The sequence below is a fragment of the Pseudomonas triclosanedens genome, assembly GCF_026686735.1.
Classification (GTDB): domain Bacteria; phylum Pseudomonadota; class Gammaproteobacteria; order Pseudomonadales; family Pseudomonadaceae; genus Pseudomonas; species Pseudomonas triclosanedens.
Genome location: NZ_CP113432.1, coordinates 1922779 through 1945932, shown reverse-complemented (window position 1 = coordinate 1945932; position 23154 = coordinate 1922779). Strand labels below are relative to the sequence as shown.

The 23154-nt window shown below is 66.2% G+C and carries 16 protein-coding genes; 9 read left to right on the top strand and 7 right to left on the bottom strand.

Going from position 1 to position 23154, the window contains the following annotated elements; translation table 11 throughout:
• Complete coding sequence (locus tag OU419_RS09190; protein WP_254471851.1) at positions 1-402, top strand: YbaN family protein; 402 nt, start codon at positions 1-3, stop codon at positions 400-402.
• Here the strand turns inward: OU419_RS09190 and OU419_RS09185 are convergent.
• From OU419_RS09185 to OU419_RS09170, 4 genes are read right to left on the bottom strand one after another with little or no spacing between them, the layout of a single operon-like run.
• On the bottom strand, positions 394-1782 hold the full coding sequence (locus OU419_RS09185; protein WP_254472200.1) for a heavy metal sensor histidine kinase: 1389 nt from the start codon (positions 1780-1782) through the stop codon (positions 394-396). The two genes, OU419_RS09190 and OU419_RS09185, sit on opposite strands and share 9 nt — an antisense overlap.
• Before the next feature lie 32 nt (positions 1783-1814).
• Positions 1815-2507, bottom strand: coding sequence for a heavy metal response regulator transcription factor (locus OU419_RS09180; protein ID WP_254471849.1), 693 nt, complete (start codon positions 2505-2507; stop codon positions 1815-1817).
• Positions 2508-2556: 49 nt separating this feature from the next.
• On the bottom strand, positions 2557-5649 hold the full coding sequence (locus OU419_RS09175; RefSeq protein WP_254471848.1) for a multidrug efflux RND transporter permease subunit: 3093 nt from the start codon (positions 5647-5649) through the stop codon (positions 2557-2559).
• On the bottom strand, positions 5646-6791 hold the full coding sequence (locus tag OU419_RS09170; protein ID WP_254471847.1) for an efflux RND transporter periplasmic adaptor subunit: 1146 nt from the start codon (positions 6789-6791) through the stop codon (positions 5646-5648). Before OU419_RS09170 ends, OU419_RS09175 begins: the two co-directional genes overlap by 4 nt.
• Positions 6792-6999: 208 nt before the next feature.
• Here OU419_RS09170 and lapG point away from each other — a divergent pair, with 208 nt between their 5' ends.
• Together lapG and lapD are read left to right on the top strand one after the other, a co-directional pair.
• A complete protein-coding gene (gene lapG, locus OU419_RS09165) occupies positions 7000-7701 on the top strand; it encodes a cysteine protease LapG (protein ID WP_254471846.1) in 702 nt (233 codons plus the stop codon).
• A gap of 11 nt (positions 7702-7712) precedes the next feature.
• Positions 7713-9668 carry a cyclic di-GMP receptor LapD gene (lapD, locus tag OU419_RS09160; protein WP_254471845.1) on the top strand — a complete coding sequence of 652 codons (1956 nt, stop codon included), beginning with the start codon at positions 7713-7715 and terminating at the stop codon, positions 9666-9668.
• Positions 9669-9854: 186 nt separating this feature from the next.
• Here lapD and pap read toward each other — a convergent pair whose 3' ends face one another.
• Positions 9855-11348 (bottom strand): polyphosphate:AMP phosphotransferase, encoded by a 1494-nt coding sequence (gene pap / locus OU419_RS09155; RefSeq protein ID WP_254471844.1) that lies wholly within the window; start codon positions 11346-11348, stop codon positions 9855-9857.
• 156 nt (positions 11349-11504) lie between these two features.
• Between pap and mnmC the strand changes: the two genes are divergently transcribed.
• The gene (mnmC, locus tag OU419_RS09150) at positions 11505-13472 is read left to right on the top strand and encodes a bifunctional tRNA (5-methylaminomethyl-2-thiouridine)(34)-methyltransferase MnmD/FAD-dependent 5-carboxymethylaminomethyl-2-thiouridine(34) oxidoreductase MnmC (RefSeq protein ID WP_254471842.1); all 1968 of its coding nucleotides are present in this window, start codon (positions 11505-11507) and stop codon (positions 13470-13472) included.
• Positions 13473-13525: 53 nt separating this feature from the next.
• The gene (locus OU419_RS09145; protein WP_254471840.1) at positions 13526-14275 is read left to right on the top strand and encodes a sulfite exporter TauE/SafE family protein; all 750 of its coding nucleotides are present in this window, start codon (positions 13526-13528) and stop codon (positions 14273-14275) included.
• A 3-nt stretch (positions 14276-14278) separates the two neighbouring features.
• Here the strand turns inward: OU419_RS09145 and OU419_RS09140 are convergent, their stop codons facing one another.
• The gene (locus OU419_RS09140; protein ID WP_254471838.1) at positions 14279-14764 is read right to left on the bottom strand and encodes a MarR family winged helix-turn-helix transcriptional regulator; all 486 of its coding nucleotides are present in this window, start codon (positions 14762-14764) and stop codon (positions 14279-14281) included.
• A 128-nt stretch (positions 14765-14892) separates the two neighbouring features.
• Here OU419_RS09140 and OU419_RS09135 point away from each other — a divergent pair, with 128 nt between their 5' ends.
• From OU419_RS09135 to OU419_RS09120, 4 genes are all read left to right on the top strand, one after another.
• Positions 14893-16662, top strand: a complete 1770-nt coding sequence (locus OU419_RS09135) for an N-acetylglutaminylglutamine amidotransferase (protein WP_254471837.1) — start codon at positions 14893-14895, stop codon at positions 16660-16662.
• Positions 16663-16694: 32 nt separating this feature from the next.
• Positions 16695-18470 (top strand): N-acetylglutaminylglutamine synthetase, encoded by a 1776-nt coding sequence (gene ngg, locus OU419_RS09130; RefSeq protein ID WP_254471836.1) that lies wholly within the window; start codon positions 16695-16697, stop codon positions 18468-18470.
• The gene (locus OU419_RS09125; protein WP_254471834.1) at positions 18467-19669 is read left to right on the top strand and encodes an osmoprotectant NAGGN system M42 family peptidase; all 1203 of its coding nucleotides are present in this window, start codon (positions 18467-18469) and stop codon (positions 19667-19669) included. Before ngg ends, OU419_RS09125 begins: the two co-directional genes overlap by 4 nt.
• A gap of 536 nt (positions 19670-20205) precedes the next feature.
• A complete protein-coding gene (locus tag OU419_RS09120; RefSeq protein WP_254471833.1) occupies positions 20206-21981 on the top strand; it encodes an ATP-binding protein in 1776 nt (591 codons plus the stop codon).
• A gap of 21 nt (positions 21982-22002) precedes the next feature.
• Here the strand turns inward: OU419_RS09120 and OU419_RS09115 are convergent, their stop codons facing one another.
• Positions 22003-23154 carry an HD-GYP domain-containing protein gene (locus OU419_RS09115; RefSeq protein WP_254471831.1) on the bottom strand — a complete coding sequence of 384 codons (1152 nt, stop codon included), beginning with the start codon at positions 23152-23154 and terminating at the stop codon, positions 22003-22005.

Below are 23154 nucleotides of genomic sequence, written 5' to 3'. Positions count from 1 at the left end.
ATGCCGCCGCGGGAAATCCGCCAGAGCCGCCACGCCTGGGTCCGCTACAGCCTGCTCGGCGTCGGCTGGCTCAGCGTGGTACTGGGTGTGATCGGCATCTTCCTGCCGGTCCTGCCCACCACGCCCTTCCTCCTGCTCGCCGCCGGCTGCTTCATGCGCAGCTCCCAGCGATTCTACGACTGGCTGGTGTACCACCCGAAACTCGGCCCGTGGATCCGCGACTACCTGGACGGCGAAGGCATCCCGCTCAAGGGCAAGGTCTACGCCATCGGCCTGATGTGGAGCAGCATCGCCCTCTCCTGCTATCTGGTGCAGCGCCCGTGGGCCTGGGCCTTCATGCTGACCAGCGCGACACTGGTGACCATCTACCTGATCCGCACCAAGACCCGCCGCCTAGACTGAGCCCTGCGTCGCCCGTGGCCGCCGGCCAGCCTCATGCAGCACCTCCTGTCCCACCGAGTCCACGGTGAAACCGAAGGTATTCACCCCACCCTCGCTGCGCACGAACACCGAGCCGCCGTGCATGCTCGCCACCGCCTTGACGATGGACAACCCCAGACCGTGGCTGCTCTGGCTGTTGGCACGAGCGAGATCGGCGCGGTAGAAGCGCTCGAACAGGCGCGCGCGCTGCCCGGCGCTGATCGGCTCGCCGGGGTTGCTGACTTCGACTTGCGCCGCGCCGCGCTCGCCGCTCAGGCGCACCTCTATGCGCCCGCCCGGCGCGGTGTGCTGGGCGGCGTTATACAGCAGATTGGTCACCGCACGCTGGAACAGCGCGCGCTCGACACCGGCCCGCGCGTCTCCACGCAGGACCACCTGCACGCCCTGCTCATCGAAGATCACCTCGAGGAAGTCGAGCGTGTTGGCCACCTCGGCGGCCAGAGACGTTTCCACCCGCTCGGCGGCAAGGCTGCCCTGGTCGACGCGGGCGAGGAACAGCATGTCGTTGACGATGGCACGCAGGCGCTCCAGTTCCTCCAGGTTCGACTGCAGCACCTCTTCGTAATCCTGCGCACTGCGCTCGCGGGACAGCGCCACCTGGCTCTGGCCGATCAGGTTGGCCAGTGGCGTGCGCAGTTCGTGGGCAACATCGGCATTGAACGACTCCAGACGCAGGTAAGCCTGTTCCAGGCGGTCCAGTGCCTCGTTGAAGGACCGCGCCAGGGTCGACAGCTCCGCCGGCAACCCTTCCAGGCGCAAGCGCTGGGACAACTGCTTCGGGCTGATCTGCCGAGCCTCGGCGGAAAGCTCGTGCACCGGGCGCAGGCCGACGCGGGCGATCCAGTGGCCACACAGAGTGGCCAGGGCGGTGCCCAGCGCGGAGAGTACGAACAGCGTGATCAGCGTGGCCTGCCGCGCCTGCTGGAATGCCACGCTGTCGATGGCCGCGAGCAGCACCAGCGCCGGCCTGCCATCGCCGGCTGGCAGGTGGCCGACGCGGGCACTGAGCGGCGAATCATGGCCCGGCAGTTCCAGCTCGGCATAACCGTTGCCGCTGCCGAGCATCCGCCGCACCGCCTCGTTGGGCTCGCCGTAGCGGAAACGCGCATCATCGCCGTCGATCCAGAAGCGGATCAGCTCGTACTCCTGGCTCAGAGTATCGAGCTTGAGCCGCATGTGCGGCCAGCGCTGGGCCAGGTCGGGCTTGTCGAGCATGCGCGCGACCATGTTGAAACGAGTATCCAGCTCGGAACGCTGCAGGCGCTCGATCTGCGCATCGAGCACGCAGTAGATCGTCGAACCGATGAGCAGAAAGATGCCCAGCGCGGCGGCGCCGAACATGCCTGCCAGGCGAGTCGACAGCGATACCCCCTTCACGCCTCTCGCCCCTGGGCGACGCGGCTCTCCAGCACGTAGCCCATGCCGCGGATGGTGTGCAGCAGCTTGGTGTCGAACGGCCCGTCGAGCTTGGCGCGCAGGCGCTTGATGGCGACTTCGACGACATTGGTGTCAGTATCGAAATTGATGTCCCAGACCAGTTCCGCGATGGCCGTCTTGGAGAGAATTTCCCCGCTGCGCTGAGCCAGCACACAGAGCAGCGAGTACTCCTTGGCAGTCAGTTCCAGGCGCGTGCCGCCACGGGAGACACGGCGGCTGACCAGATCGATGGCAAGGTCCGCGATGCGCATCTGCGTGGCGTTTTCCAGGTGTGCGCCGCGCCGGGTCAGAGCTTGCAGGCGCGCCACCAGTTCGAGAAAGGAGAACGGCTTGATCAGGTAGTCGTCGGCGCCTTCGCGCAGGCCGCGCACGCGGTCCTCCACGCGCTCGCGGGCAGTGAGCATGATCACCGGGGTCTGCCGGCGCTCGCGCAGCGCGCGCAGCACGCCGTAGCCATCGATGCCGGGCAGCATCACGTCGAGGACAATGACATCGTATTCGCCGTTGAGCGCCAGGTGCCGGCCATCGATGCCGTTGGCCGCCACGTCCACGGTGAAGCCCTGCTCGCTCAGCCCGCGCTGCAGGTAGTCGGCGGTCTTGCTCTCGTCTTCGACAATCAGTACGCGCATGCCGGAGCTCCGTTTGATGCGTCCGCCGGACATGCTACCCAGCCCCGCCTCACGCCGCACCTCCAATGGCCAGGGGCTGCGGCGGGCGGTGGAACAGACGGTCCAGCGCCAGGTACACCACCGGCGTGCTGAACAGCGTCAGCGCCTGGCTCACGATCAGCCCGCCGACCACTGCCACACCCAGCGGTTGGCGCAGTTCCGAGCCGGTGCCGAAGCCGATCATCAGCGGAATGGCGCCCAGCAGCGCCGCCAGCGTGGTCATCATGATCGGCCGGAAACGCGCCAGGCATGCCTCGCGGATCGCCTCGAAGGGCGACAGCCCACGCTGGCGCTGGGCGGCCAGGGCGAAGTCGACCATCAGGATGCCGTTCTTCTTGACGATGCCGATCAACAGCACCAGGCCGATCAGCGCCATCACCGAGAACTCCAGCCCCCAGCCCCAGAGCAGGAACACCGCGCCGATGCCCGCCGAGGGCAGCGTGGAAAGAATCGTCAGCGGGTGCACGAAGCTCTCGTAGAGCACGCCGAGGATCACGTAGACCGCGAACAGCGCCGCAAGAATCAGCAGCGGCTGGGTCGCCAGCGAACTCTGGAACGCCCGCGCCGCGCCCTGGAACTGGCCACCGATGCTGGCCGGCATACCGATCTCCTCCTGCACGCGCTGCACCAGTTGTACGGCGTCGCCGAGCGCCATGCCCGGCGACAGGTTGAAGGACAGCGTGACCGCCGGGAACATGCCGTTGTGGTTGATCTGCAACGGCCCGGACTTCGCCGGAACGACCTTGGCCACCGCCGCCAGCGGTACCATCTCGCCGGTCAGCGGAGAACGCAGGTGGAACCAGGCCAGGCTCTCGGCGCGGCCGCGCTGGCGGGAATCGAGTTCGAGGATGACCTTGTACTGGTTGATCTCGGTCTGGAATTCGCCGACCTGGCGCTGGCCAAAAGCGTCGTAGAGCGTCTGGCTGATGTCCTCGGCGGACAATCCGAAACGCGCCGCCGCCACACGATCGATCTGCAAAGAGGTAATGCTGGCGCCCATCTGCAAGTCGTTGGATACATCCTGCAGGCCGCCTTCGGCCTTCAGCCGCTCGGTCAGGCGGTCCGCCCACAGCGCCAGCGCGGCGCTGTCGTTGCTGCGCAATGCGTACTGGTACTGGGTGCGCACCGGCCCGGTGGCGAGGTTGATGTCCTGCGCCGAGCGCAGATAGAGGACGATCCCCGGCACCTTGGCCAGCTTGGGCCGCAGGCGGTTGATGAACTCATCCACCGAGACATCGCGGTCACCGCGGTCCTTGAGCACGATCCAGAAGCGCCCGTTGGCCAGGCTCTGGCTGCCGCCAGTGATGCCGATGGCATGGTTGTAGCTCTGCACCGCCGGGTCGGCGGCGACGATCTCGGCGAGCTGGCGATGCTTCCCGGCCATGTCGGCATAGGAGATATCCTCCGCCGCCTGGGTGGTGCCGAACACGAAGGCGGTGTCCTGGGACGGGAAGAAGCCCTTGGGAATCCCGACATACCCGGCCACCGCGATGGCCACGCAGAGCCCGAAACCGGCCAGCACAGTGCGCTGGTGACTCAGCGACCAGTCCAGCCCCCTGGCGTAGCGCGCCAGCAGCCACCCGGAAATCCCGCTCTGGCCGTGCCCATGCTTCGGTGCGCCCATGAAGCGCGAGGCGAGCATTGGCGCCACGGTCAGCGAGGCCAGCACCGAAATCAGGATGGCTACCGTGACGCTGACGGCGAACTCGCGGAACAGCCGCCCGACGATACCGCCCATGAACAGCAGCGGAATGAACGCGGCGATCAGCGAGAAGCTGATGGAGACCACCGTGAAGCTGATCTCCGAGGCGCCCTGCAGCGCCGCCTGCAAGCGGTCCTTGCCCTGTTCCAGATGACGATGGATGTTCTCCACGACCACGATGGCATCGTCGACGATGAACCCCACGGCGATAATCAGCGCCACCAGGGTCAGGTTGTTCAGCGTGAAGCCGAGCAGGTACATCGCCGCGAAACTCGCACTGAGCGAAACCGCAAGTACCGTGGCGACGATCAGGGTTGCCGAAAGCTGGCGCAGGAACAGGCCCATCACCAGCACCACCAGGCCCATCGTCAGCAACAGGGTCAGCTCTACCTCGTGCAGCGAGGCACGAATGGTCCGGGTGCGGTCGTTGAGCACCTCCACCTCGACACCCGCCGGCAGCATCTCGCGCAGGCGCGGCAGCTCGGCCTGGATGGCGTCGGACGTCTCGACGATATTGGCGCCGGGCTGGCGCAGGATGACCAGCGCCACGCCAGGCCGACCATCCGGCCATGCCTGCACGTAGTCGTCTTCGGGCGCCTTCACCACCCGCGCCAGATCGCGCAGGAATACCGGAGCGCCAGCACGGTAGGCCACGACGAGATCGCCGTATTCGTCAGGGCTGAACAACTGGTCATTGGCCGCCAGCGTGGACACCCTGCCATCGCCGAACAACGCGCCCTTGGCCAGGTTGACGCTCGCCGATTGCAACGACTGGCGCAGGTCGCCGAGGGTCAGGCGGTACGCGGCGAGCTTCTCCGGCTGCGCCTGGATGCGAATCGCCGGGCGCTGCTGGCCGACCACGAAGATCTGTCCCACCCCGCCGATCTGGCTGAGCTGCCGCGCCAGCAACACCTCGGCCAGGTCGCTCAGCTCGATCAGCGGCATCAGTTCCGAGTTCACCCGCAGGATCATGATCGGGCTGTCCGCCGGGTTGATCTTGCGCCAGGTCGGCAGGTTCGGCATGTTCGCCGGCAGGCGTCCGGAGGCGGCATTGATCGCGGCGGTGACCTCCTGGGCGGCGACATCGATGTTCTTCTCCAGCTCGAACTGCAGGGTCAGCGTGGTCGAACCCAGCGCGCTGGTGGAGAGCATCTCGGTAATGCCGGGGATGGCGCTGAACTGCACCTCAAGTGGCGTCGCCACCGAGGAAGCCATCGTCTCCGGGCTGCCGCCGGGCAGCAGCGCCTGCACCTGGATAGTGGGGAAGTCCACTTGCGGCAACGGCGCCACGCCCAGCCGCAGGAAAGCCAGCAGGCCGAGCAACAGCGAGGCGAGCGTCAGCAGGCAGGTCGCGATAGGGTGGCGCACACACCAGCCGGACATGCCGGCGCGCACAGTCATGGCTGGCTCCGGCGCGCCAGCGCCTGCGCATCGCCCTGTATCTCGACCCGCGCCCCCGGCGTCAGCCGCGAGTGGCCATCGAGCACCACTTCATCGCCCGCCGCCAGCCCTTCGATCAGGCTGCGGCCCTCCACTTCCTGCACGATGCGCACCGGCACCTTCTGCGCCTTGCCCTCCTCGATGCGAAACACGTAGGCGCCATCCAGGCCGCGGCGCACCGCCCGGCTGTCCAGCACCAGGCCATTGCGCAGCACCCCGGCGCGCAGGTCGACGGTGACGAACTGCCCCGGCCACAGCTTGCCATCGGGATTGTCGAAGACCGCCCTGGCGCGGATGGTGCCGGTGCTGCTGGCCACCTGGTTGTCGATGCTGTTCAGGTGCCCCTCGCCCAGCAGCTCGCCGCCATCCCGGCTATGGGCAACCACCGGCGCGGCGCCGCCCAGCAGCGGCTGCAGCCGAGGCAGGGTTTCCTGCGGCAGGGCGAAGACCACGGAAATCGGCGACATCTGGGTGACCGTGAACAGGCCGCTGCTGTCATTGGTACGCAGCAGGTTGCCGACGTCGACGTTGCGGATGCCGACGCGCCCGGCCACCGGCGAAGTAATGCGGGTATAGGACAGGCGCACGCGCTCGGCCTCGATGGTCGCCTGGTTGCCGCGCAGGGTGCCGCGCAGGCGCGCAGCCTCGGCCTCTGTCTGTTCCAGTATCTGCCGGGAGATCGAGCCGCGCTGGCTAAGGGTGCGATAGCGCTGCAGATCCTGCTCGACGATGCGCAACTGCGCCTGGTTGCTCTGCCGGGTCGCCTCGGCCTGCTCCAGCGCCGCAGCGATGGCGCGGTCGTCGATGGTCGCCAGCAACTGGCCCTTTTCGACCATCTGCCCCTCTTCCACCAACAGCGCAGTGAGCAGGCCTTCCACCTGCGGACGCACCAGCACGCTGTGCAGCGAAGTGACGGTGCCGACGCCATCGATGTTCTGCGTCAGGTCCTCGTGCGCGACCCGCGCCAGGGTTACCGGAATCCCGGCGGGTTGCGCGGCAGCGCGCGGCGCGTCCTGCCTGCCGCCGATCCCCCACAGCCCCGCCGCTACGATGGCCGCTCCCAACACACCCGCCGCAACCCACACCCGCCGTTGGCCCCGCATCCCGCTCTCCCTACGCCTGGTCCGGCCACAAGGGCCACATCCTGCGTTTATAGGCCAGCACCCGGGACCCCACGCTGACCCTTAAATGACAATCCTGACAGTTTCGCCACAGGCCCCGTCAGCAGCGGCCCGGAGGTCGCTGGCGAGTTGCCGGCGCAAGTTTTCACGGACCGCCTAGACTCCACTCATTCCACATGGAGCGCTGGCGATGCAGCCATCCCGAGGAGCCCGAAGGCTGTTCGCCAGCCCGCTGCGTCTGCGGGCCGGCGTGCTTTTGCTGCTGCTCCTGGCGCTGACCGCCACCGCCGCCTGGAATTTCGATGCCATCCTCAGAAACGCCGAGCAACGCTACGGCAACCTTGGTCCTGCGAAGACCCGTATCCAGGACTGGGGCCGCCTGATCGACTCCAGCGAAAACCTCGACGAAGCCGCCAAGCTCAAGGCCGTGAATGCCTTCTTCAACGGCGCCCTGGTATTCACCGACGACCGCACCGTCTGGCACCAGGAGGATTACTGGGCGACACCGATCGAAGCGCTCTACAAGGGCGCAGGGGACTGCGAGGATTACTCCATCGCCAAGTTCGTCACCCTGCGCCGTCTCGGCGTCGCCAGCGACAAGCTGCGCATCACCTACGTCAAGGCGCTGCAACAGAACCAGGCGCACATGGTGCTCACCTACTACGCCTCGCCCACCGCCGAACCGCTGGTACTGGACAACCTGATCCCGCAGATCAAGCCCGCCTCCCAGCGCAAGGACCTCCTGCCCGTCTACGCCTTCAACGCCGAAGGGCTGTGGCTGCCCGGCCCCAACGGCGGCAAGCGCACCGGCGACAGCAAGAAGCTGTCGCGCTGGCAGGACCTGTTGACCAAGATGCGCGCCGAGGGCATTGACCTCGACGAGATGCGATAGGAGAACCCGGCATGTCATTGCTCAAGCAACTGTTCCTGGCAATCTGCCTGTTCCTCGTAGTGGCCTTCGCCGGCAGCTTCGCCGCCAGCCTGGAAAGCTCCCGCGAGCAGATGATCAGCCAGCTTCGCTCCCACGCCCAGGACGCCGCCACCGCGCTTGGCCTGTCGCTGACGCCGCATGTCGACGACCCGGCGATGATCGAACTGATGGTCAGCTCGATCTTCGACTCCGGCTACTTCGCCACCATCCGCGTGGTCAGCATTCCCGAGGGCAAGGTGATCGTCGAACGCGACACCAGCACCCAGTCAGACCAGGTGCCGCACTGGTTCGCCCGCCTGGTGAACCTCAAGGCCCAGGGCGGCGACGCGCTGATCATGCGCGGCTGGGAACAGGCCGCGCGGGTCGAAGTGGTCAGCCATCCACAGTTCGCGCTGGCCAAGCTATGGGACGGCGCGCTGGGCAGCCTGGCCTGGCTGCTGGTTTGCGGGCTGGTCAGCGCCGTGCTCGGCGGTTGGCTGCTGCGCACCCAGCTCAAGCCGCTGGAGCAGATGGTCCAGCAGGCCCAGGCCATCACCCGCCGAGAATTCCTCACCTTGCCCAGGGAACCGCGCACGCCGGAGCTCAAGCGCGTGGTGCAGGCCATGAACCAGATGGTCGACAAGCTCAAGGCGCTGTTTGCCGAAGAGGCCACCCGCAGCGAAAAACTGCGTGAGGAAGCCTACCAGGACGCTCTCTCGGGCCTGGCCAACCGCCGCCTGTTCGACGCCCGGCTGGATGCGCAGCTCTCGCCCACCGAACAGAACGCCGCCGGCTACCTGCTGCTGTTGCGGTTGAACGACCTGGCCGGGCTCAACCAGCGCCTGGGCGGGCAGCGCACCGACGCACTGATCCGAGACGTGGCCGAACTGCTGGAACGCGAGCGCCAGCAGCACGGCACCCCCGACTGGCTGGCCGCGCGCAGCCGAGGCGGCGAGTTCACCCTGCTCGCCCCGGGCCTGGACAGCGCCGGCGCCGAGCAGCTCGCCGAAGAACTGAGCGCGTCTCTGGAAAACCTGCGCGGCACCGGCGCCAGCGACTGCACCCCAGTGGCACATCTGGGGCTGGCGGCATTCCGTCCCGGCGAATCGCCGGCCAGCATCCTCTCCCGCGCCGACCAGGCGCTGGCGCAGGCGCAAAGTTCCAGCACGCGCTTCTGGCAACGCCTGGACAACTCAGGCGTGCAACCGGCACAGGATTCCCGCGCCTGGCGCGACTGGCTCGACGATGCGTTGCAGAAGGGCAAGCTCCAGCTATGGTTCCAGCCAGTCCGCGCCTGCGCCGAGCATGGCGAGTTGCTGCACCAGAAGGTCCTCGCCCGCCTGCTCGACCCGAAGGGCGAAGCCGTGGCCGCCGGGCAGTTCCTGCCGTGGATAGAACGTTTCGGCTGGTCTGCCCGCTTCGACCTGGCGATGCTCGAACACGCCCTCGCCCACCTCGCGCGGCACCCCTCGCCACTGGCGTTGTCGCTCTCCGCCGAAACCGTGCGCAGCGCCGAACCGCTGCGCCAACTGTTCGAGGTACTGCGCGCGCATCCTGAGCAAGCGCAGTTGATGATCCTGGAGGTGGACGAGCGCTACCTGCCGCCCCCCGCGGAACTGGAACGCCTGAGCCAGGCAGTGCAGGACACTGGCTGCAAACTCGGCCTGCAGCATTTCGGCGGCCGCTTCAGCCTGATCGGCAACCTCACCCGCCTGGGGCTGGCCTACCTGAAGATCGACGGCAGCTACATCCGCGCCATCGACCAGGACAACGACAAGCGCCTGTTCATCGAAGCGGTATTCCGCGCGGCGAACAGCATCGACCTGCCGTTGATCGCGGAGATGGTGGAAACCGACGGGGAACTGCGGGTGCTGCGGGAAATGGGGATCGCCGGGGCGATGGGACGGCTGGTAGGGGCGCCGAAGCCATCGCAGAAAGCCGGAACCTAGCCCTGCGTCGGACGGTACCGATGGACCGCGGGCAAGCCCCCAGCGAAGGACGCCGCCCGCGCCAGGAGCCCCGCTCTTGGCCACTGAGCAAGCTCCACCCATCCTGCGGCGGAGCTCGATAGCGGCATTCGATGCCTTCGCCGGAGCGCGGCTTGCCCGCGCTCAAGCAAGCCTGCGGCCAGGGCCTCAGCCCTTCTTCTTCGCGTAGGCCGCTTCCAGCGCATCGTTGATGGTGCGCAGCACCTTAACCCGCGCAAACCGCTTGTCGTTCGCCTCCACCAGAGTCCAGGGCGCGATCTCCGTGCTGGTGCGGTCGACCATGTCGCCCACCGCGTCAACGTAGAGGTCCCACTTGTCGCGGTTGCGCCAGTCCTCCTCGGTGATCTTGAAGCGCTTGAACGGAATCGACTCACGCTCCTTGAAGCGTTCCAGTTGGGTCTCCTGGTCGATGGACAGCCAGAACTTCACCAGGACGATGCCGAAGTCCACCAACTGCTCCTCGAAGTCGTTGATCTCGGCATAGGCACGCAGCCAGTCGGCATCCGAGGCGAACCCCTCGACACGCTCCACCAGCACGCGGCCATACCAGGAACGGTCGAAGATGGTGAACTGCCGGCGTGCCGGGATATGCCGCCAGAAGCGCCACAGGTAAGGTTGCGCGCGCTCTTCCTCGGTCGGCGCGGCGATCGGCACGATGCGATACTGCCGGGGGTCCAGCGCATCGGTCACGCGGCGGATGGCGCCACCCTTGCCGGCGGCGTCATTGCCCTCGAACACGGCGATCAGCGAGTGGCTGCGGAAGCGCTTGTCGCGCATCAGCGTAGCCAGGCGCGCCTGCTCCTTGGCCAGTTGTTCCTTGTACTGGTCCTTGTCCAGGCTCAGAGTGAGGTCCAGCGCACCGAGCAGCCCCTTGTTGTCCAGGCTGGAGACCAGCGGCGCCGCGTGCGGCTGCGGCGTGGGCCGGGCCTTGAGCTTGAGCGCAGCCTGCAAGCCTTCGAGGATGGTGCGGCCCACCGTCAGGCTGCGGTAGCGTTCCTCGGCGCCCTCGACGATGTACCAGGGCGCATAGTCGCGGCTGGTGCGGCGCAGCACGCGCTCGCCATAGCGCACGAACTTGTCGTAGACCTCGCTCTGCTTCCAGTCCACCTCACTGAGCTGCCAGCTACGCTGCGGGTCGCTTTCCAGCGCCTTGAGCCGCTCCTTGAGCTGCTTCTTGGACAGGTGGAACCAGAACTTGAAGATCAGCGCGCCCTCGTCGCAGAGCATCCGCTCGAAACGCTCGGCTGCATTGATGGCGACGTCCAGGCGGCTGTCCTTGATCTCGCCGGAGACCCGCGCGTAAAGCATCTGGCTGTACCAGTTGCCGAAGAAGATGCCGATCCGTCCCTTGGGCGGCAGGCGGCGCCAGAAGCGCCACTGGGAAGGCCGTGACAGCTCCTCGTCGCTCGGCAGCAGGAAGCTCTCCACCTGGATCAGGCGTGGATCCATCCATTCGTTGAGCAGCTTGACCGTCTCGCCCTTGCCGGCGCCCTCGATGCCATTGATCAGGATGATCACCGGGAAGCGCGACTGCTGCTTGAGCTCGTACTGGGCTTCAAGCAGCGCCTCGCGCAGGACGATGACTTCCTTCTCGTAGGTTTCCTTGTCGATGGAATGACCGATTTCGGCGGACTCGAACATGCACCTCTCCCTGAAGTGAATCTGACGATGCTCCGGCGCGGCAGGAACACCCGATTCAGACTGCTAAATCTCTACAAGGTAGCGGATGTGACGCAGGCTGTCTGTGCGGAGGATCGGCTAAACTGCCGCCTTCGTTTCACTGCCAACCCGCATCACATGCCTGATATCCACAGTGCCCAGATCGACTGGGACGAGAACGGCCAGCCTACGTCCCGAACCTACGGCGACGTGTACTTTTCCCGCGCCTCCGGCATCGACGAAACGCGCCACGTATTCCTCGATGGCAACCGCCTGGCCGAACGCTTTGCCGCGCTGCCCGCCGGCGGCCGCCTGTGCATCGGCGAGACCGGCTTCGGCACCGGGCTGAACTTCCTCTGCACCTGGCAACGCTTCGAGGAGCTGGCCCCGGCGGATGCGCGGCTGCACTTCGTCAGCGTGGAGAAGTTCCCGGTAGCGCCGGACGACCTGCACCGCGCCCTGGCTCTGTGGCCGGAGCTGCTGCCCTGGTCGCGGCAGTTGCTGGCGCAGTATGTAGCGGTCAATCCCGGCTTCCAGCGCTTTGTCTTCGCCGGCGGCCGCGTGGTCCTGACCCTGCTGGTGGGCGATGTACTGGAAACACTGCCGGAACTGGACGCACGTATCGACGCCTGGTTCCTCGATGGTTTCTCGCCGGCGAAGAACCCCGAGATGTGGACCGACGCGCTGTTCGCCGAACTGGCCCGCCTCTCGGCGCCGGGCACGACCCTGGCCACCTTCACCAGCGCCGGCTTCGTCCGCCGCGGGCTGATTGCAGCCGGCTTCGTCATCCGCCGGACACCCGGTTTCGGCAAGAAATGGGAAATGTCGCAGGGCGAATACACCGGCAGCGAACAACCGACAGGCAAACCCTGGTATGCCCGCCCCGCCCGCCCGAAGGGGCCACGCACGGCACTGGTGATCGGCGGCGGCATGGCCGGCTGCGCCAGTGCAGCGAGCCTCGCCGCGCGCGGCTGGCAGGTGACGCTGATCGAACGACATGGCGCGCTGGCCGAGGAGGCCTCGGGCAATCCGCAAGGTGTGCTCTACCTCAAGCTCTCCGCCCACGGCACGGCGCTGTCGCGGCTGATCATCAGCGGCTTCGGCCACACTCGCCGGCTGATCGAGCGCCTGCAGGCAGGCACGCAATGGTCGGCCTGCGGCGTGCTGCAACTGGGCTTCGACGAGACCGAGACACAGCGCCAGGCGCAACTGGCCGCCGCCTTCCCCGCATCGCTGCTGCGCGTGCTCGACCAGAGCGCGGCCCAAGCCGTCGCCGGAGTCGGCCTGCCAGCCGGCGGGCTGTTTTTCCCCGAAGCCGGCTGGGTGCACCCGCCGGCACTCTGCCGTCTGCTGGCACAGCATCCGAACATCCGCGTGGTGACTGGCCGGCAGGTCCGCCTGCAACGCGATGCCGACGGCTGGAGCGCCTGGCACGGCGATGAGAAACTGGCCGCCGCGCCGGTCGCCATCCTCGCCACCGCCGCCCAGGTGCGTGACTTCGAGGGCGCCAGCAGCCTGCCGCTCAAGCGCATTCGCGGGCAGATCACCCGCCTGCCGGCAACCGCCACGAGCGAGGCGCTGCGTACCGTAGTCTGCGCCGAGGGCTACGTCGCACCGGCACGCGGCGGCGAGCATACACTCGGCGCCAGTTTCGACTTCAAGCGCACGGATACCGAGCCATCGCTGGAAGAACACCTGGGCAATCTGGAGTTGCTGGCGGAGATTTCCCCGGACTTGGGCCAGCGCCTGGGCGTCGCCACGCTGGATCCGGCAACCCTGGAAGGCCGCGCGGCGTTCCGCTGCACCACGCCGGACTACCTGCCGCTGGTTGGCCCGCTGGCCGAGCGCGCCGCCTTCGCCAAGGCCTACGCCATCCTCGGCAAGGATGCCCGGCAGGTGCCGGACACGCCCTGCCCCTGGCTCGACGGCCTGTACCTCAACAGTGCCCACGGCTCGCGCGGGCTGGTGACCGCCCCGCTGGCCGGCGAACTGCTGGCCGCCTGGCTGGACGACGAACCGCTGCCATTGCCGCGCTCCGTCGCCGAGGCCTGCCATCCGAACCGATTCTTCCTGCGCGAAGTCGTGCGCGGGCAGAACGCCTCCTGATCATCAGTCGCGGCACTCGCTGCCGCGACAAGCTTCCAGAGCGGACCACCGACATGGATGCACTACTGCTGGAATCTTCCGCCATCGGCCTGATCCTCGGCCTGCTGCTCGGTTTGACCGGTGCCGGCGGCTCGCTGGTGGCGCTGCCGCTGCTGCTCAGCCTGCACCTGCCGCTGCATGACGCGATTGGTGTCAGCCTGGGTGCCGTGGCGCTTTCCGCTGCGGTCGGCGCGGTGCCCCGGGCACGCCAGGGACAAGTGGCCTGGAGGCCGCTGTTCTGGCTGGTGATCACCGGCTGGCCAGGCAACGCCGCCGGCCAATGGCTGGGGCGCTACGTACCGGACTCGTGGCTGATCGTGGGCTTCTGCGTGCTGGTGCTCTGGTCGGCGTGGCGCATGTGGCAAGGCTCCAGCCAACCTCGCAAGGTCGGCAAGCCGATGCGCAACGGCCCGTTGCTCGGCGTCGGCCTGGCGGTGGGATTGCTCTCGGGACTGATGGGAGTAGGTGGCGGCTTCCTCATCGTGCCGGGGCTGCTGTGGTTCACGCCGCTGTCGATGCTGGCGGCGACGGCCACCTCGATGGCGGTGATCGCGCTGGTCTCCGGCGGCGGCTTCCTGCTCTACCTGAGCCACGCGCAACCGCCGCTGCCGCTGCTGGCCTGTCTCGCCGCGGGCGGTGCGCTGGGAGTGCTGTTCGGCAATCGCCTGGCGGTCCGCCTGGGTGGGCAGACCCTGCAGCGCCTGTTCGCCATGATGCTGGTAGCGGTCAGCCTGTCGCTGGCCGCGCAGAAGCTGCTGGGCTGAGGCTCAGAATTCCTCCTCCTCCGGCTCCGCCCCGACTTCCGGGGCTTCGAACAGTTCGGCGGCACGCAGCAGCCCGGCGAGGATGGCGTGCTGCTCCCATTCGGGCAGCCCGGCAAAGCGCTCCAGGGCATGTTCGGGCAACAGTTCCGGCGCGTTGCGCAACGCCCGCTGGCCCTCGCCCTCCAGGCTGAGCCATTGCTTGCGGCGGTCGTCGTCATCGCGGCGGCGGCTCAACAATCCCCGGCTCTCCAGCCGCGCCAGCGCGCTGGAAAGCGACGATTGAGACAGGGCTACATGCCTGGCCAACTGACCGGCGGTAATTTCACCCTCCAATTCCACCACCTGCAGGATCAGCAGGTGCAGCGGGGTCAGCTCGCCATCGCGCCCCAGGCTCTTGGAGTGCACCTCGGCCGCCTGCTGCAGCCGGCGCAGCGCCTGGAGCATCGAGAGGGCATGGGCATTGCGTGTCGGAGATTTGCTATCGGCCATGATCGTTCACCTGCGTCGTGAAACTTCCTCAATGAAATCAATTAGAACTCTCATCCAATCAGGCGGTCCTCCCCTAAGGCCCTCGTGAGGGGCCACCCACTCATCCCCAACGGAGAACCGGTAAGGACATGTGCGGAATAGCAGGAGAACTTCGCTTCGATAACCAGGCTGCCGATCTCGCGGCAGTCGAACGCATAACCCATCACCTCGCCCCGCGAGGCCCCGATGCCTGGGGCTTCCACAGCGAAGGGCCAGTGGCTCTGGGGCATCGGCGGCTGAAGATCATGGACCTGGCCCAAGCCTCGGGCCAGCCGATGATCGATACATCGCTGGGCCTGTCGCTGGTCTTCAACGGCGCCATCTACAACTACCCCGAGCTGCGCCGTGAGCTGGAAGCGCTTGGCTATTGTTTCTTTTCCGGTGGCGATACCGAAATACTTCTAAAGGGATATCACGCCTGGGGCGAACAACTATTGCCACGCCTCAATGGCATGTTTGCCTTCGCCATCTGGGAACGCGACAAACGGCGCCTGTTCATCGCCCGCGACCGCCTCGGCATCAAGCCGTTGTATCTGTCGCAGAACGGCCAGCGCCTGCGCTTCGCATCCAGCCTGCCGGCGCTGCTCAAGGGCGGCGACATCGACCCGGCGCTGGACCCGGTGGCGCTCAACCACTACCTCAACTTCCACGCCGTCGTGCCCGCCCCGCGCACGCTGCTGTCGGAGGTGAAGAAACTGCCGCCGGCAACCTGGATGACCATCGACGCCGACGGCCACAGCGAGCGTCATCGCTGGTGGTCCCTGGACTACGGCCCCTTGCCCGATGAGCGCGAACTGACCCCCGACGACTGGGAAGACCGCCTGCTCGCCAGCCTGCGCGACGCCGTCAGCGTGCGCCAGCGCGCTGCCCGCGAGGTTGGCGTGCTGCTTTCCGGCGGGGTGGATTCGAGCCTGCTGGTCGGCCTGCTGCATGAAGCCGGCGTGAACGACCTGCTGACCTTCTCCATCGGCTTCGAGGATGCCGGCGGCGAGCGCGGCGACGAGTTCCAGTATTCGGACCTGATCGCCCAGCGCTACGGCACCCGCCACCACCAGTTGCGCATCGATGAGAAGGAAGTCATCGCAGAGTTGCCGGCAGCATTCCGCGCCATGAGCGAGCCAATGGTGAGCCACGACTGCATCGCCTTCTACCTGCTCTCGCGGGAGGTATCACGGCACTGCAAGGTGGTGCAGAGTGGCCAGGGCGCCGACGAACTGTTCGCCGGCTATCACTGGTACCCGAAGGTGGCTGGCGCGAAGGATCCGCTGCAGGCCTACCGCGCGGCGTTCTTCGACCGCAGCCACGGCGAGTACCTGGACACCGTGCGCGAAGCGCTGCGGGTGGAGGACGTGGCCGGCCAGTTCGTCCGCGAGCATTTCGCCCAGCCGGGGGCAGACGACCCGGTGGACAAGGCGCTGCGCCTGGACAGCACGATCATGCTGGTGGACGACCCGGTCAAGCGTGTCGACAACATGACGATGGCCTGGGGCCTGGAAGCCCGCGTACCGTTCCTCGACTACCGCGTAGCGGAGCTTTCGGCACGCATCCCGTCGCGCTTCAAGCTCGGCGACGGCGGCAAGCAGGTGCTCAAGGCCGCCGCCCGCCGCATCATTCCCCGCGAGGTCATCGACCGTCCCAAGGGCTACTTCCCTGTGCCGGGACTCAAGCATCTGCAAGGCAACACCCGCGCCTGGGTCAGCGAACTGCTGCTGGACCCGAGCCAGGACCGCGGGCTGTTCGAGACAGCGATGTTCGACCGTCTGCTCAGTGATCCTTCGAGCGACCTGACGCCACTGCGCGGCTCCAAGCTCTGGCAACTGGCCGCGCTCAACCTCTGGCTGACCGAACAAGGCTTGTGAGGCCCAGGACGAATTCCTTCAGGGAGTGCATCATGAAGACCCATCTGAACCAACAGCGCCTGCTCAGAGGCCAGACGCCGACCTACGAACGGTTGCAGGCGCGTTTCGCCGGCGACCACGCCCAGGGCCACGAAGGCCCGCTGATCCTGCAATGCGGCTGGGGACGGCTGCTGATCGGGCATACCTTCGCCACCGCCGAACAACTGGCCGCGGAGCTGCTCAACGAACGGCCCGGCGAGCGCGATATCGCCCTCTACGTCGCAGCGCCCCAGCAAGTGCTGGCGCAGGCGCCGCAACAACTGTTCCTCGATCCCTCGGACGCCTTGCGTCTGTGGTTCACCGACTACCGCCCGGCGCGCCGGCCGTTTCGTGGATTCCGCATCCGTCGGGTGCACAGCGACGAGGACTGGGCGGCGATCAACCGCCTGTACCTGGCGCGCGGCATGCTGCCGGTCGATCCATCCAACGTCACCCCACGCCACCAGGGCGGCCCGGCTTACTGGCTGGCCGAGGACGACGAGACCGCCACGGTGATCGGCACGGTCATGGGCATCAACCACGCCAAGGCGTTCCGCGACCCGGAAGCCGGCTCCAGCCTCTGGTGCCTGGCGGTGGACCCACAATCGAGCCGCCCCGGCGTAGGCGAAGCGCTGGTCCGCCACCTGATCGAGCACTTCATGAGCCGCGGCCTGGCGTACCTGGACCTTTCCGTGCTGCATGGCAACCAGCAGGCCAAGGCGCTGTATCGCAAGCTGCGTTTCCGCGAGCTGCCAACCTTCGCCATCAAGTGCAAGAACGGCATCAATCAGTCGCTTTTCCTCGGCCCCGGTCCGGAGGAAGGGCTCAATCCGTATGCGCGGATCATCGTCGACGAAGCCCATCGCCGCGGTATCGAAGTGCAGGTCCAGGACGCCGACGCCGGTATCTTCACGCTGACCCAGGGGGGGCGGCGCATACGCTGCCGCGAATCGCTGTGCGACCTGACCAGCGCGGTGAGCATGAGCCTGTGCCAGGACAAGATCCTCACCCACCGAGCCCTGGAACGCAGCGGCCTGTGCCAGCCGCGCCAGCGCCTGGCGGGTAGCGCCAGGGAAAACGCCGAGTTCCTCCGCGAACACGGCGCCCTGGTGGTCAAGCCGGTGGACGGCGAACAGGGCCAGGGCGTCGCCGTGGATCTGCGCAGCCCCGCCGAGGTGGAGAACGCCATCGCCCACGCCAGGCAGTTCGACACACGCGTCGTGCTGGAGAGCTACCACACCGGCCAGGACCTGCGCATCGTAGTGATCGGCTACGAAGTGGTGGCCGCCGCGATCCGCCGCCCCGCCGAAGTGATCGGCGATGGCCGGCACAGCATCCGCAAGCTGATCGAAGCGCAGAGCCGCCGTCGCCAGGCCGCCACCGGCGGCGAAAGCCGCATTCCGCTGGATGGCGAAACCGAGCGCACCCTTGCCGCCGCCGGCTTCGGCTACGACGACGTGCTGCCCAGCGGCCAGCGCCTGGCCGTGCGCCGCACAGCCAACCTGCATACCGGAGGCACTCTGGAGGACGTCACCGAGCGCCTGCACCCGAAGCTTGCCGAAGCCGCGATCCGCGCGGCACGGGCGCTGGAGATCCCTGTCACCGGCCTGGACCTGCTGGTGCGCGAGGCCGACCAGCCCGATTACGTGATCATCGAGGCGAACGAACGCCCTGGCCTGGCCAACCACGAACCGCAGCCCACCGCCGAGCGCTTCCTCGATCTGCTTTTCCCGCTCAGCCGCGAGCTGCTGCACCGCGAATTCCACCCCGGCACGGAGGCTTCGGCATGAGCCCATTGCCACAACCCGACCTTAACTACCTGCAACGCGTGTTGCTGGAAATGCTCGCCATCCCGAGCCCCACCGGCTTCACCGACACCATCGTGCGCTACGTTGGCGAGCGCCTGGAGGAGATTGGCGTACCCTTCGAGATGACCCGCCGCGGCACCATCCGCGCAACGCTGGCGGGCCGCCGCAACAGCCCGGACCGTGCGGTCTCGGCGCACCTCGACACGATTGGCGCCATCGTCCGCGAGATCAAGCCCAATGGCCGGCTGGCGCTCGCGCCAGTGGGCTGCTGGTCGAGTCGCTTCGCCGAGGGGAGCCGCGTCACGGTGTTCTGCGAGAATGGCGTGCTGCGCGGCAGCGTACTGCCGTTACTGGCTTCCGGGCATGCGTTCAATACTGCAGTGGATACCCTGCCGATCAGTTGGGATCACGTCGAACTGCGCCTGGACATCTACACCGTGAGCCGCGCAGACAGCGAGACGCTGGGCGTGGCCATCGGTGATTTCGTCGCCTTCGATCCTCTGCCGGAGTTCACCGAGAGCGGCCACATCAGCGCCCGCCACCTCGACGACAAGGCTGGCGCCGCCGCGCTCCTGGCGGCATTGAAGGCCATCCGGGAGAGCGGCCGGGAACCGCCGATCGACTGCCATCCGCTGTTCACCATCACCGAGGAAATCGGCTCCGGCGCGGCGGGCGCGCTGCCGTGGGATGTCAGCGAATTCGTCGGGATCGATATCGCCCCCGTGGCCGAAGGGCAGAACTCCAGCGAGCACGCAGTGAGCGTGGCGTTGCAGGATTCCGGCGGACCGTACGACTTCCATCTGTCGCGGCACCTGCTGCGGCTCGGCGAACGCCATGAGATCGCCGTGCGCCGCGACCTGTTCCGCTACTACCACAGCGACGCACAGTCGGCGATCACCGCCGGCCACGACATCCGCACCGCCCTGCTGGCCTTCGGCTGCGACGCCACCCACGGCTACGAACGCACTCACATCGACAGCCTGGCCGCGCTAGCGAAACTGCTGACCGCCTACCTGCTCAGCCCGCCGGTGTTCGACAGCGACGCCAAGCCCCACGAAGGCACGCTGGAGCGCTTCAGCAAGCAACTGGAGCATCCGGTCCACATGGAAAGCACCACCCACGTGCCGCCGGTGGACGACCTGATCGACACCAGCGAAGACACCGACAAGAGCAGGGACTGAGGCTGCGCTCGCCGCCGCGCGGGGCTGCATGCCGCGCGGCGCCTTCGAGTGCCCCGCCATGCGGATTCCCTTTGATCTGATCGAAGCCGCCCTCGCCCGCCTGCTGGAAGACCGGCCGGTCCCGGAACTGGCGGACAGCTAGCCAAGAGTAACGGCTCGCACAGCGCCGCTCGAACGCCAGCGTCTCGGCTACATGAGCAAGCGGCATACCGGCAAGCACCCGGTCTAGCGCCTGACAGCAACCCCGCCCACCCCAGAAGCCCCACAACACCCTGGGTGCGCCCTGTTTCATTCTCGCGCAAATGAACTTAAATGGTCGCTAGGGACAACAACCTGCCACCGGAGCAATTGCAAACATCGGCCAACAGAATCTGAACAGCTACAAGCGCTACTGACCGTTTCATCCCCACCAGGCGCCCTTGGGCCACCCCATGCGCACATAAGGTTCCAACCGCCAGCCACGAGGATCGATATTCGTGAGCCGGCCAAGGTCCAGTGAACGGCATCGGCCAAACCGGACGAGCCAAGGATGAGCAATGAGCTACGTGGAGTTCGTGGGCACCGCTGATACCACTGCAGGGGCGATTGCCTTGGCATTCCTGCTGGCGGGAGGTTTGTTCTTCTGCGCCTGGCATGCGCTGCGTTGGCGTTGGCTGTTGTGGTTTGCGCTGGCTTACGGGCTCGGGGCCACGGCATTCGGGCTGCGCGGCGCGCTGCAAGTCGACGACTCGGCAGCCCCCATTTTGCAAGTCGCCTGGGTGACTGCCGCCCTGACCCTGGTGACGATGGGAATAGCCGGTGCAACGGGGGCATCGAACACACTGCGGAGCTGGACACTCGGGCTCAGCATCTTCGCCGCGGTTCTGGAAATTGACCTGTGGGCCATCGATCACCTTAGTGTGTTCGCAGCGCTGCACATCAGCGCCGTCTACTTCATCGGCTTCGGCCTCTTGACGATGGTTGCAATGCGCCGCGACTGGCAGGCCGGATACATCGTCGTGCTGGCGGCCCTGGGAATGCACCTCGGCGGTATCGCGATCATTTACCTGGGCTGGATCGAACCAATCACGGCGCAGAACCTGGGCACGTTGCCAGTGCTCATCATCGGATTGGCCATGCTGTGCACTCAGTTGCTGAAGCTGCATCGTCAGGAGCTGGCGCATGTCATCCAACTATGCGAAGCAAAAGCGCAACTCCAGGCGCTCAACCAAAGCCTTGAGGGCCAGGTAGCCGAGCGCACGGCACAGCTACAAAACTACAAACAGTTTCTTGACGACACTGTGCAAGCGCTGCCCGACGCCACGCTCGTATGCGACGCACTGAGCAACGTATTGCTCGCCAACCGCGCGGCAGCCGAATACTTCGGGGTATCCGCCCCTTCGGACCTCTCCGGGAAAAGAGCGTCCTCGCTACTCAAGAGACTGCGCACCCTGGATGGGGAAGCGGTATTCAGCGATTCGGGATTGGGAGTATTCGCCCATGAACAAGGCAGCATCGAATGCGGCGATGGCGAACGGTCACTCATGTTGCGCATGACACGGGTTCACGACACGGACTCCACCACCCTAGGCAACGAGTATGTCGTCATCTGTACCGACATCACCGGGCTGCGTCAGGCGCAAGCCGAACGCGATGAAGCCCTGCGCTTCATCACCCACGATATGCGCGCGCCCCAGGCTTCCACGCTCACGCTCATCGAACTGCTGCGCGTCAGCCCTGGTGCGGTAGAGCCCGAAGAGTTCACGCGCCGCATCGAGAGCAACGCCCGCAGGACACTGCAGTTGGCTGAATCCTTCTTACTCATGTCCAAAGTCCAGGAGGGCGAACTCCAGCTCTCCCCCTGCCATCTGGACGCCGTTCTTTACGAAGCGATCGATGGAGCCTGGTCAACGGCCAAGGCCAGCCAGATCGACATCAGAATTGACCAACCCGATGAGGGCGAAGTCCTTGCCGATACCGTGCTGTTGCAGCGGGCCCTGGCTAATCTGCTGGACAACGCCATCAAGGTCAGTCCGCGCGGTGCCGAAATCGTATGCCAAATCACTCACACCGCAGACTTGTGGCGCATCGACGTCATCGACCAAGGGCCGGGGCTGGATCCGCTACAGGTGCAGGCGCTGCACAAGCCATTCTCACACTCGCCATTCGGCTCACGGCACAAAGGCTTTGGCCTCGGCCTCGCCTTCGTATCAAAGGTGGCGCAACGACACGGGGGCAAACTCGTCGTTGACAGCACGCTCGGGCACGGCGCCCGATTCAGCCTGTTGTTACCGCTAAAGGCCCCCCAGAACTCATTGGCCGACCACACATAGAGGAATGATGCGGCCACGCAGTCATGGCGACTCCGCCACCCAATCAAGCCGAAGCAACTCCTCGTCGAAATCCTGCTGGCTATCGGCAAACCGCATGGAGATATCCCGAAACTCAACCTGCACCGCCTCGAAGGCATCCACCACATCGGGATCGAATTGCTGTCCCCGCCCCGCCAGGATGATGAGAGTCGCGTCATCATGCGACATGGCGGGCTTGTAAACCCGCTTGCTGATCAATGCGTCATACACATCGGCAAGCGCCATCAACCGGGCAGCGATTGGAATAGCATCGCCGGCCAGGCCCTGCGGGTAGCCACTGCCATCCCACCTCTCGTGATGACAATAGGCCATCTCCTTGGCAACTCGCAAAAAAGGCATTGAGTAACCCAGACGCTGTTCTGCCCGCTCGATTGCATCGCGGCCAATCGTGGTATGGGTTTTCATGATCTCCATCTCCCGGTGCGAAAGTCGGCCAGGCAACAAGAGAATGCGGTCTGGAATCCCCACCTTGCCAATATCGTGCAACGGCGCCGACTTGAAGATCGCCTCGATTGTTTCGCCGGTGAGCTGGTCAGCAAAGCGCGGATGAGCCCGCAGATGCTCGGCCAGGCATTTCACATAGTGTTGCGTACGCAAAATGTGGGTGCCTGTTTCATTGTCACGCGCCTCAGCCAGCGACGAAGTAATCAACAGCGTGACCTCCTGCACCCGGGCGATCTGCTCAGTGCGCCGTGCCACCTCCCTTTCGAGAAAAGAGGCCTTGTCACGGTACATTCCGGCCATGACGCCGACCGTCAGATGCGCCTTGACGCGCGAGAGCATGATCTCGGCCAATACCGGCTTGGAAATATAATCCACGGCCCCGGCGTCAAAACCCGCCGTCTCTTCGAGCGGCCCGGTCATGGCCGTGAGGAAAATCACCGGGATATCTCGCGTAGCCGCATCGGCCTTCAACCGCCGGCAAACGGCGTACCCGTCCATGCCTGGCATATCGACATCCAGCAGAATCAGATCCGGGCGAACTACAACCGCCAGGTGCAGAGCCTGCTCGCCGCACGTTGCCGCCTTGACGGTGTAATGCGGCCTCAATATATGGCTTATCAGCGTGAGGTTTCGTGCAACATCATCCACTACCAGGACGGTCTGCCTACCTCGTTCGTGATGCGTACTCAT

Excerpts from the sequence above, each read along its gene's own strand:
- OU419_RS09175 (WP_254471848.1), bottom strand. The coding sequence starts at position 5,649 with ATGACTGTGCGCGCCGGCATGTCCGGCTGGTGTGTGCGCCACCCTATC.
- ngg (WP_254471836.1), top strand. The coding sequence starts at position 16,695 with ATGAAGACCCATCTGAACCAACAGCGCCTGCTCAGAGGCCAGACGCCG.
- OU419_RS09120 (WP_254471833.1), top strand. The coding sequence starts at position 20,206 with ATGAGCTACGTGGAGTTCGTGGGCACCGCTGATACCACTGCAGGGGCG.
- OU419_RS09170 (WP_254471847.1), bottom strand. The coding sequence starts at position 6,791 with ATGCGGGGCCAACGGCGGGTGTGGGTTGCGGCGGGTGTGTTGGGAGCG.
- lapD (WP_254471845.1), top strand. The coding sequence starts at position 7,713 with ATGTCATTGCTCAAGCAACTGTTCCTGGCAATCTGCCTGTTCCTCGTA.
- OU419_RS09190 (WP_254471851.1), top strand. The coding sequence starts at position 1 with ATGCCGCCGCGGGAAATCCGCCAGAGCCGCCACGCCTGGGTCCGCTAC.
- OU419_RS09125 (WP_254471834.1), top strand. The coding sequence starts at position 18,467 with ATGAGCCCATTGCCACAACCCGACCTTAACTACCTGCAACGCGTGTTG.
- OU419_RS09185 (WP_254472200.1), bottom strand. The coding sequence starts at position 1,782 with ATGTTCGGCGCCGCCGCGCTGGGCATCTTTCTGCTCATCGGTTCGACG.
- pap (WP_254471844.1), bottom strand. The coding sequence starts at position 11,348 with ATGTTCGAGTCCGCCGAAATCGGTCATTCCATCGACAAGGAAACCTAC.
- mnmC (WP_254471842.1), top strand. The coding sequence starts at position 11,505 with ATGCCTGATATCCACAGTGCCCAGATCGACTGGGACGAGAACGGCCAG.
- OU419_RS09145 (WP_254471840.1), top strand. The coding sequence starts at position 13,526 with ATGGATGCACTACTGCTGGAATCTTCCGCCATCGGCCTGATCCTCGGC.
- OU419_RS09180 (WP_254471849.1), bottom strand. The coding sequence starts at position 2,507 with ATGCGCGTACTGATTGTCGAAGACGAGAGCAAGACCGCCGACTACCTG.
- OU419_RS09115 (WP_254471831.1), bottom strand. The coding sequence starts at position 23,154 with ATGAGTACGCATCACGAACGAGGTAGGCAGACCGTCCTGGTAGTGGAT.
- OU419_RS09135 (WP_254471837.1), top strand. The coding sequence starts at position 14,893 with ATGTGCGGAATAGCAGGAGAACTTCGCTTCGATAACCAGGCTGCCGAT.
- lapG (WP_254471846.1), top strand. The coding sequence starts at position 7,000 with ATGCAGCCATCCCGAGGAGCCCGAAGGCTGTTCGCCAGCCCGCTGCGT.
- OU419_RS09140 (WP_254471838.1), bottom strand. The coding sequence starts at position 14,764 with ATGGCCGATAGCAAATCTCCGACACGCAATGCCCATGCCCTCTCGATG.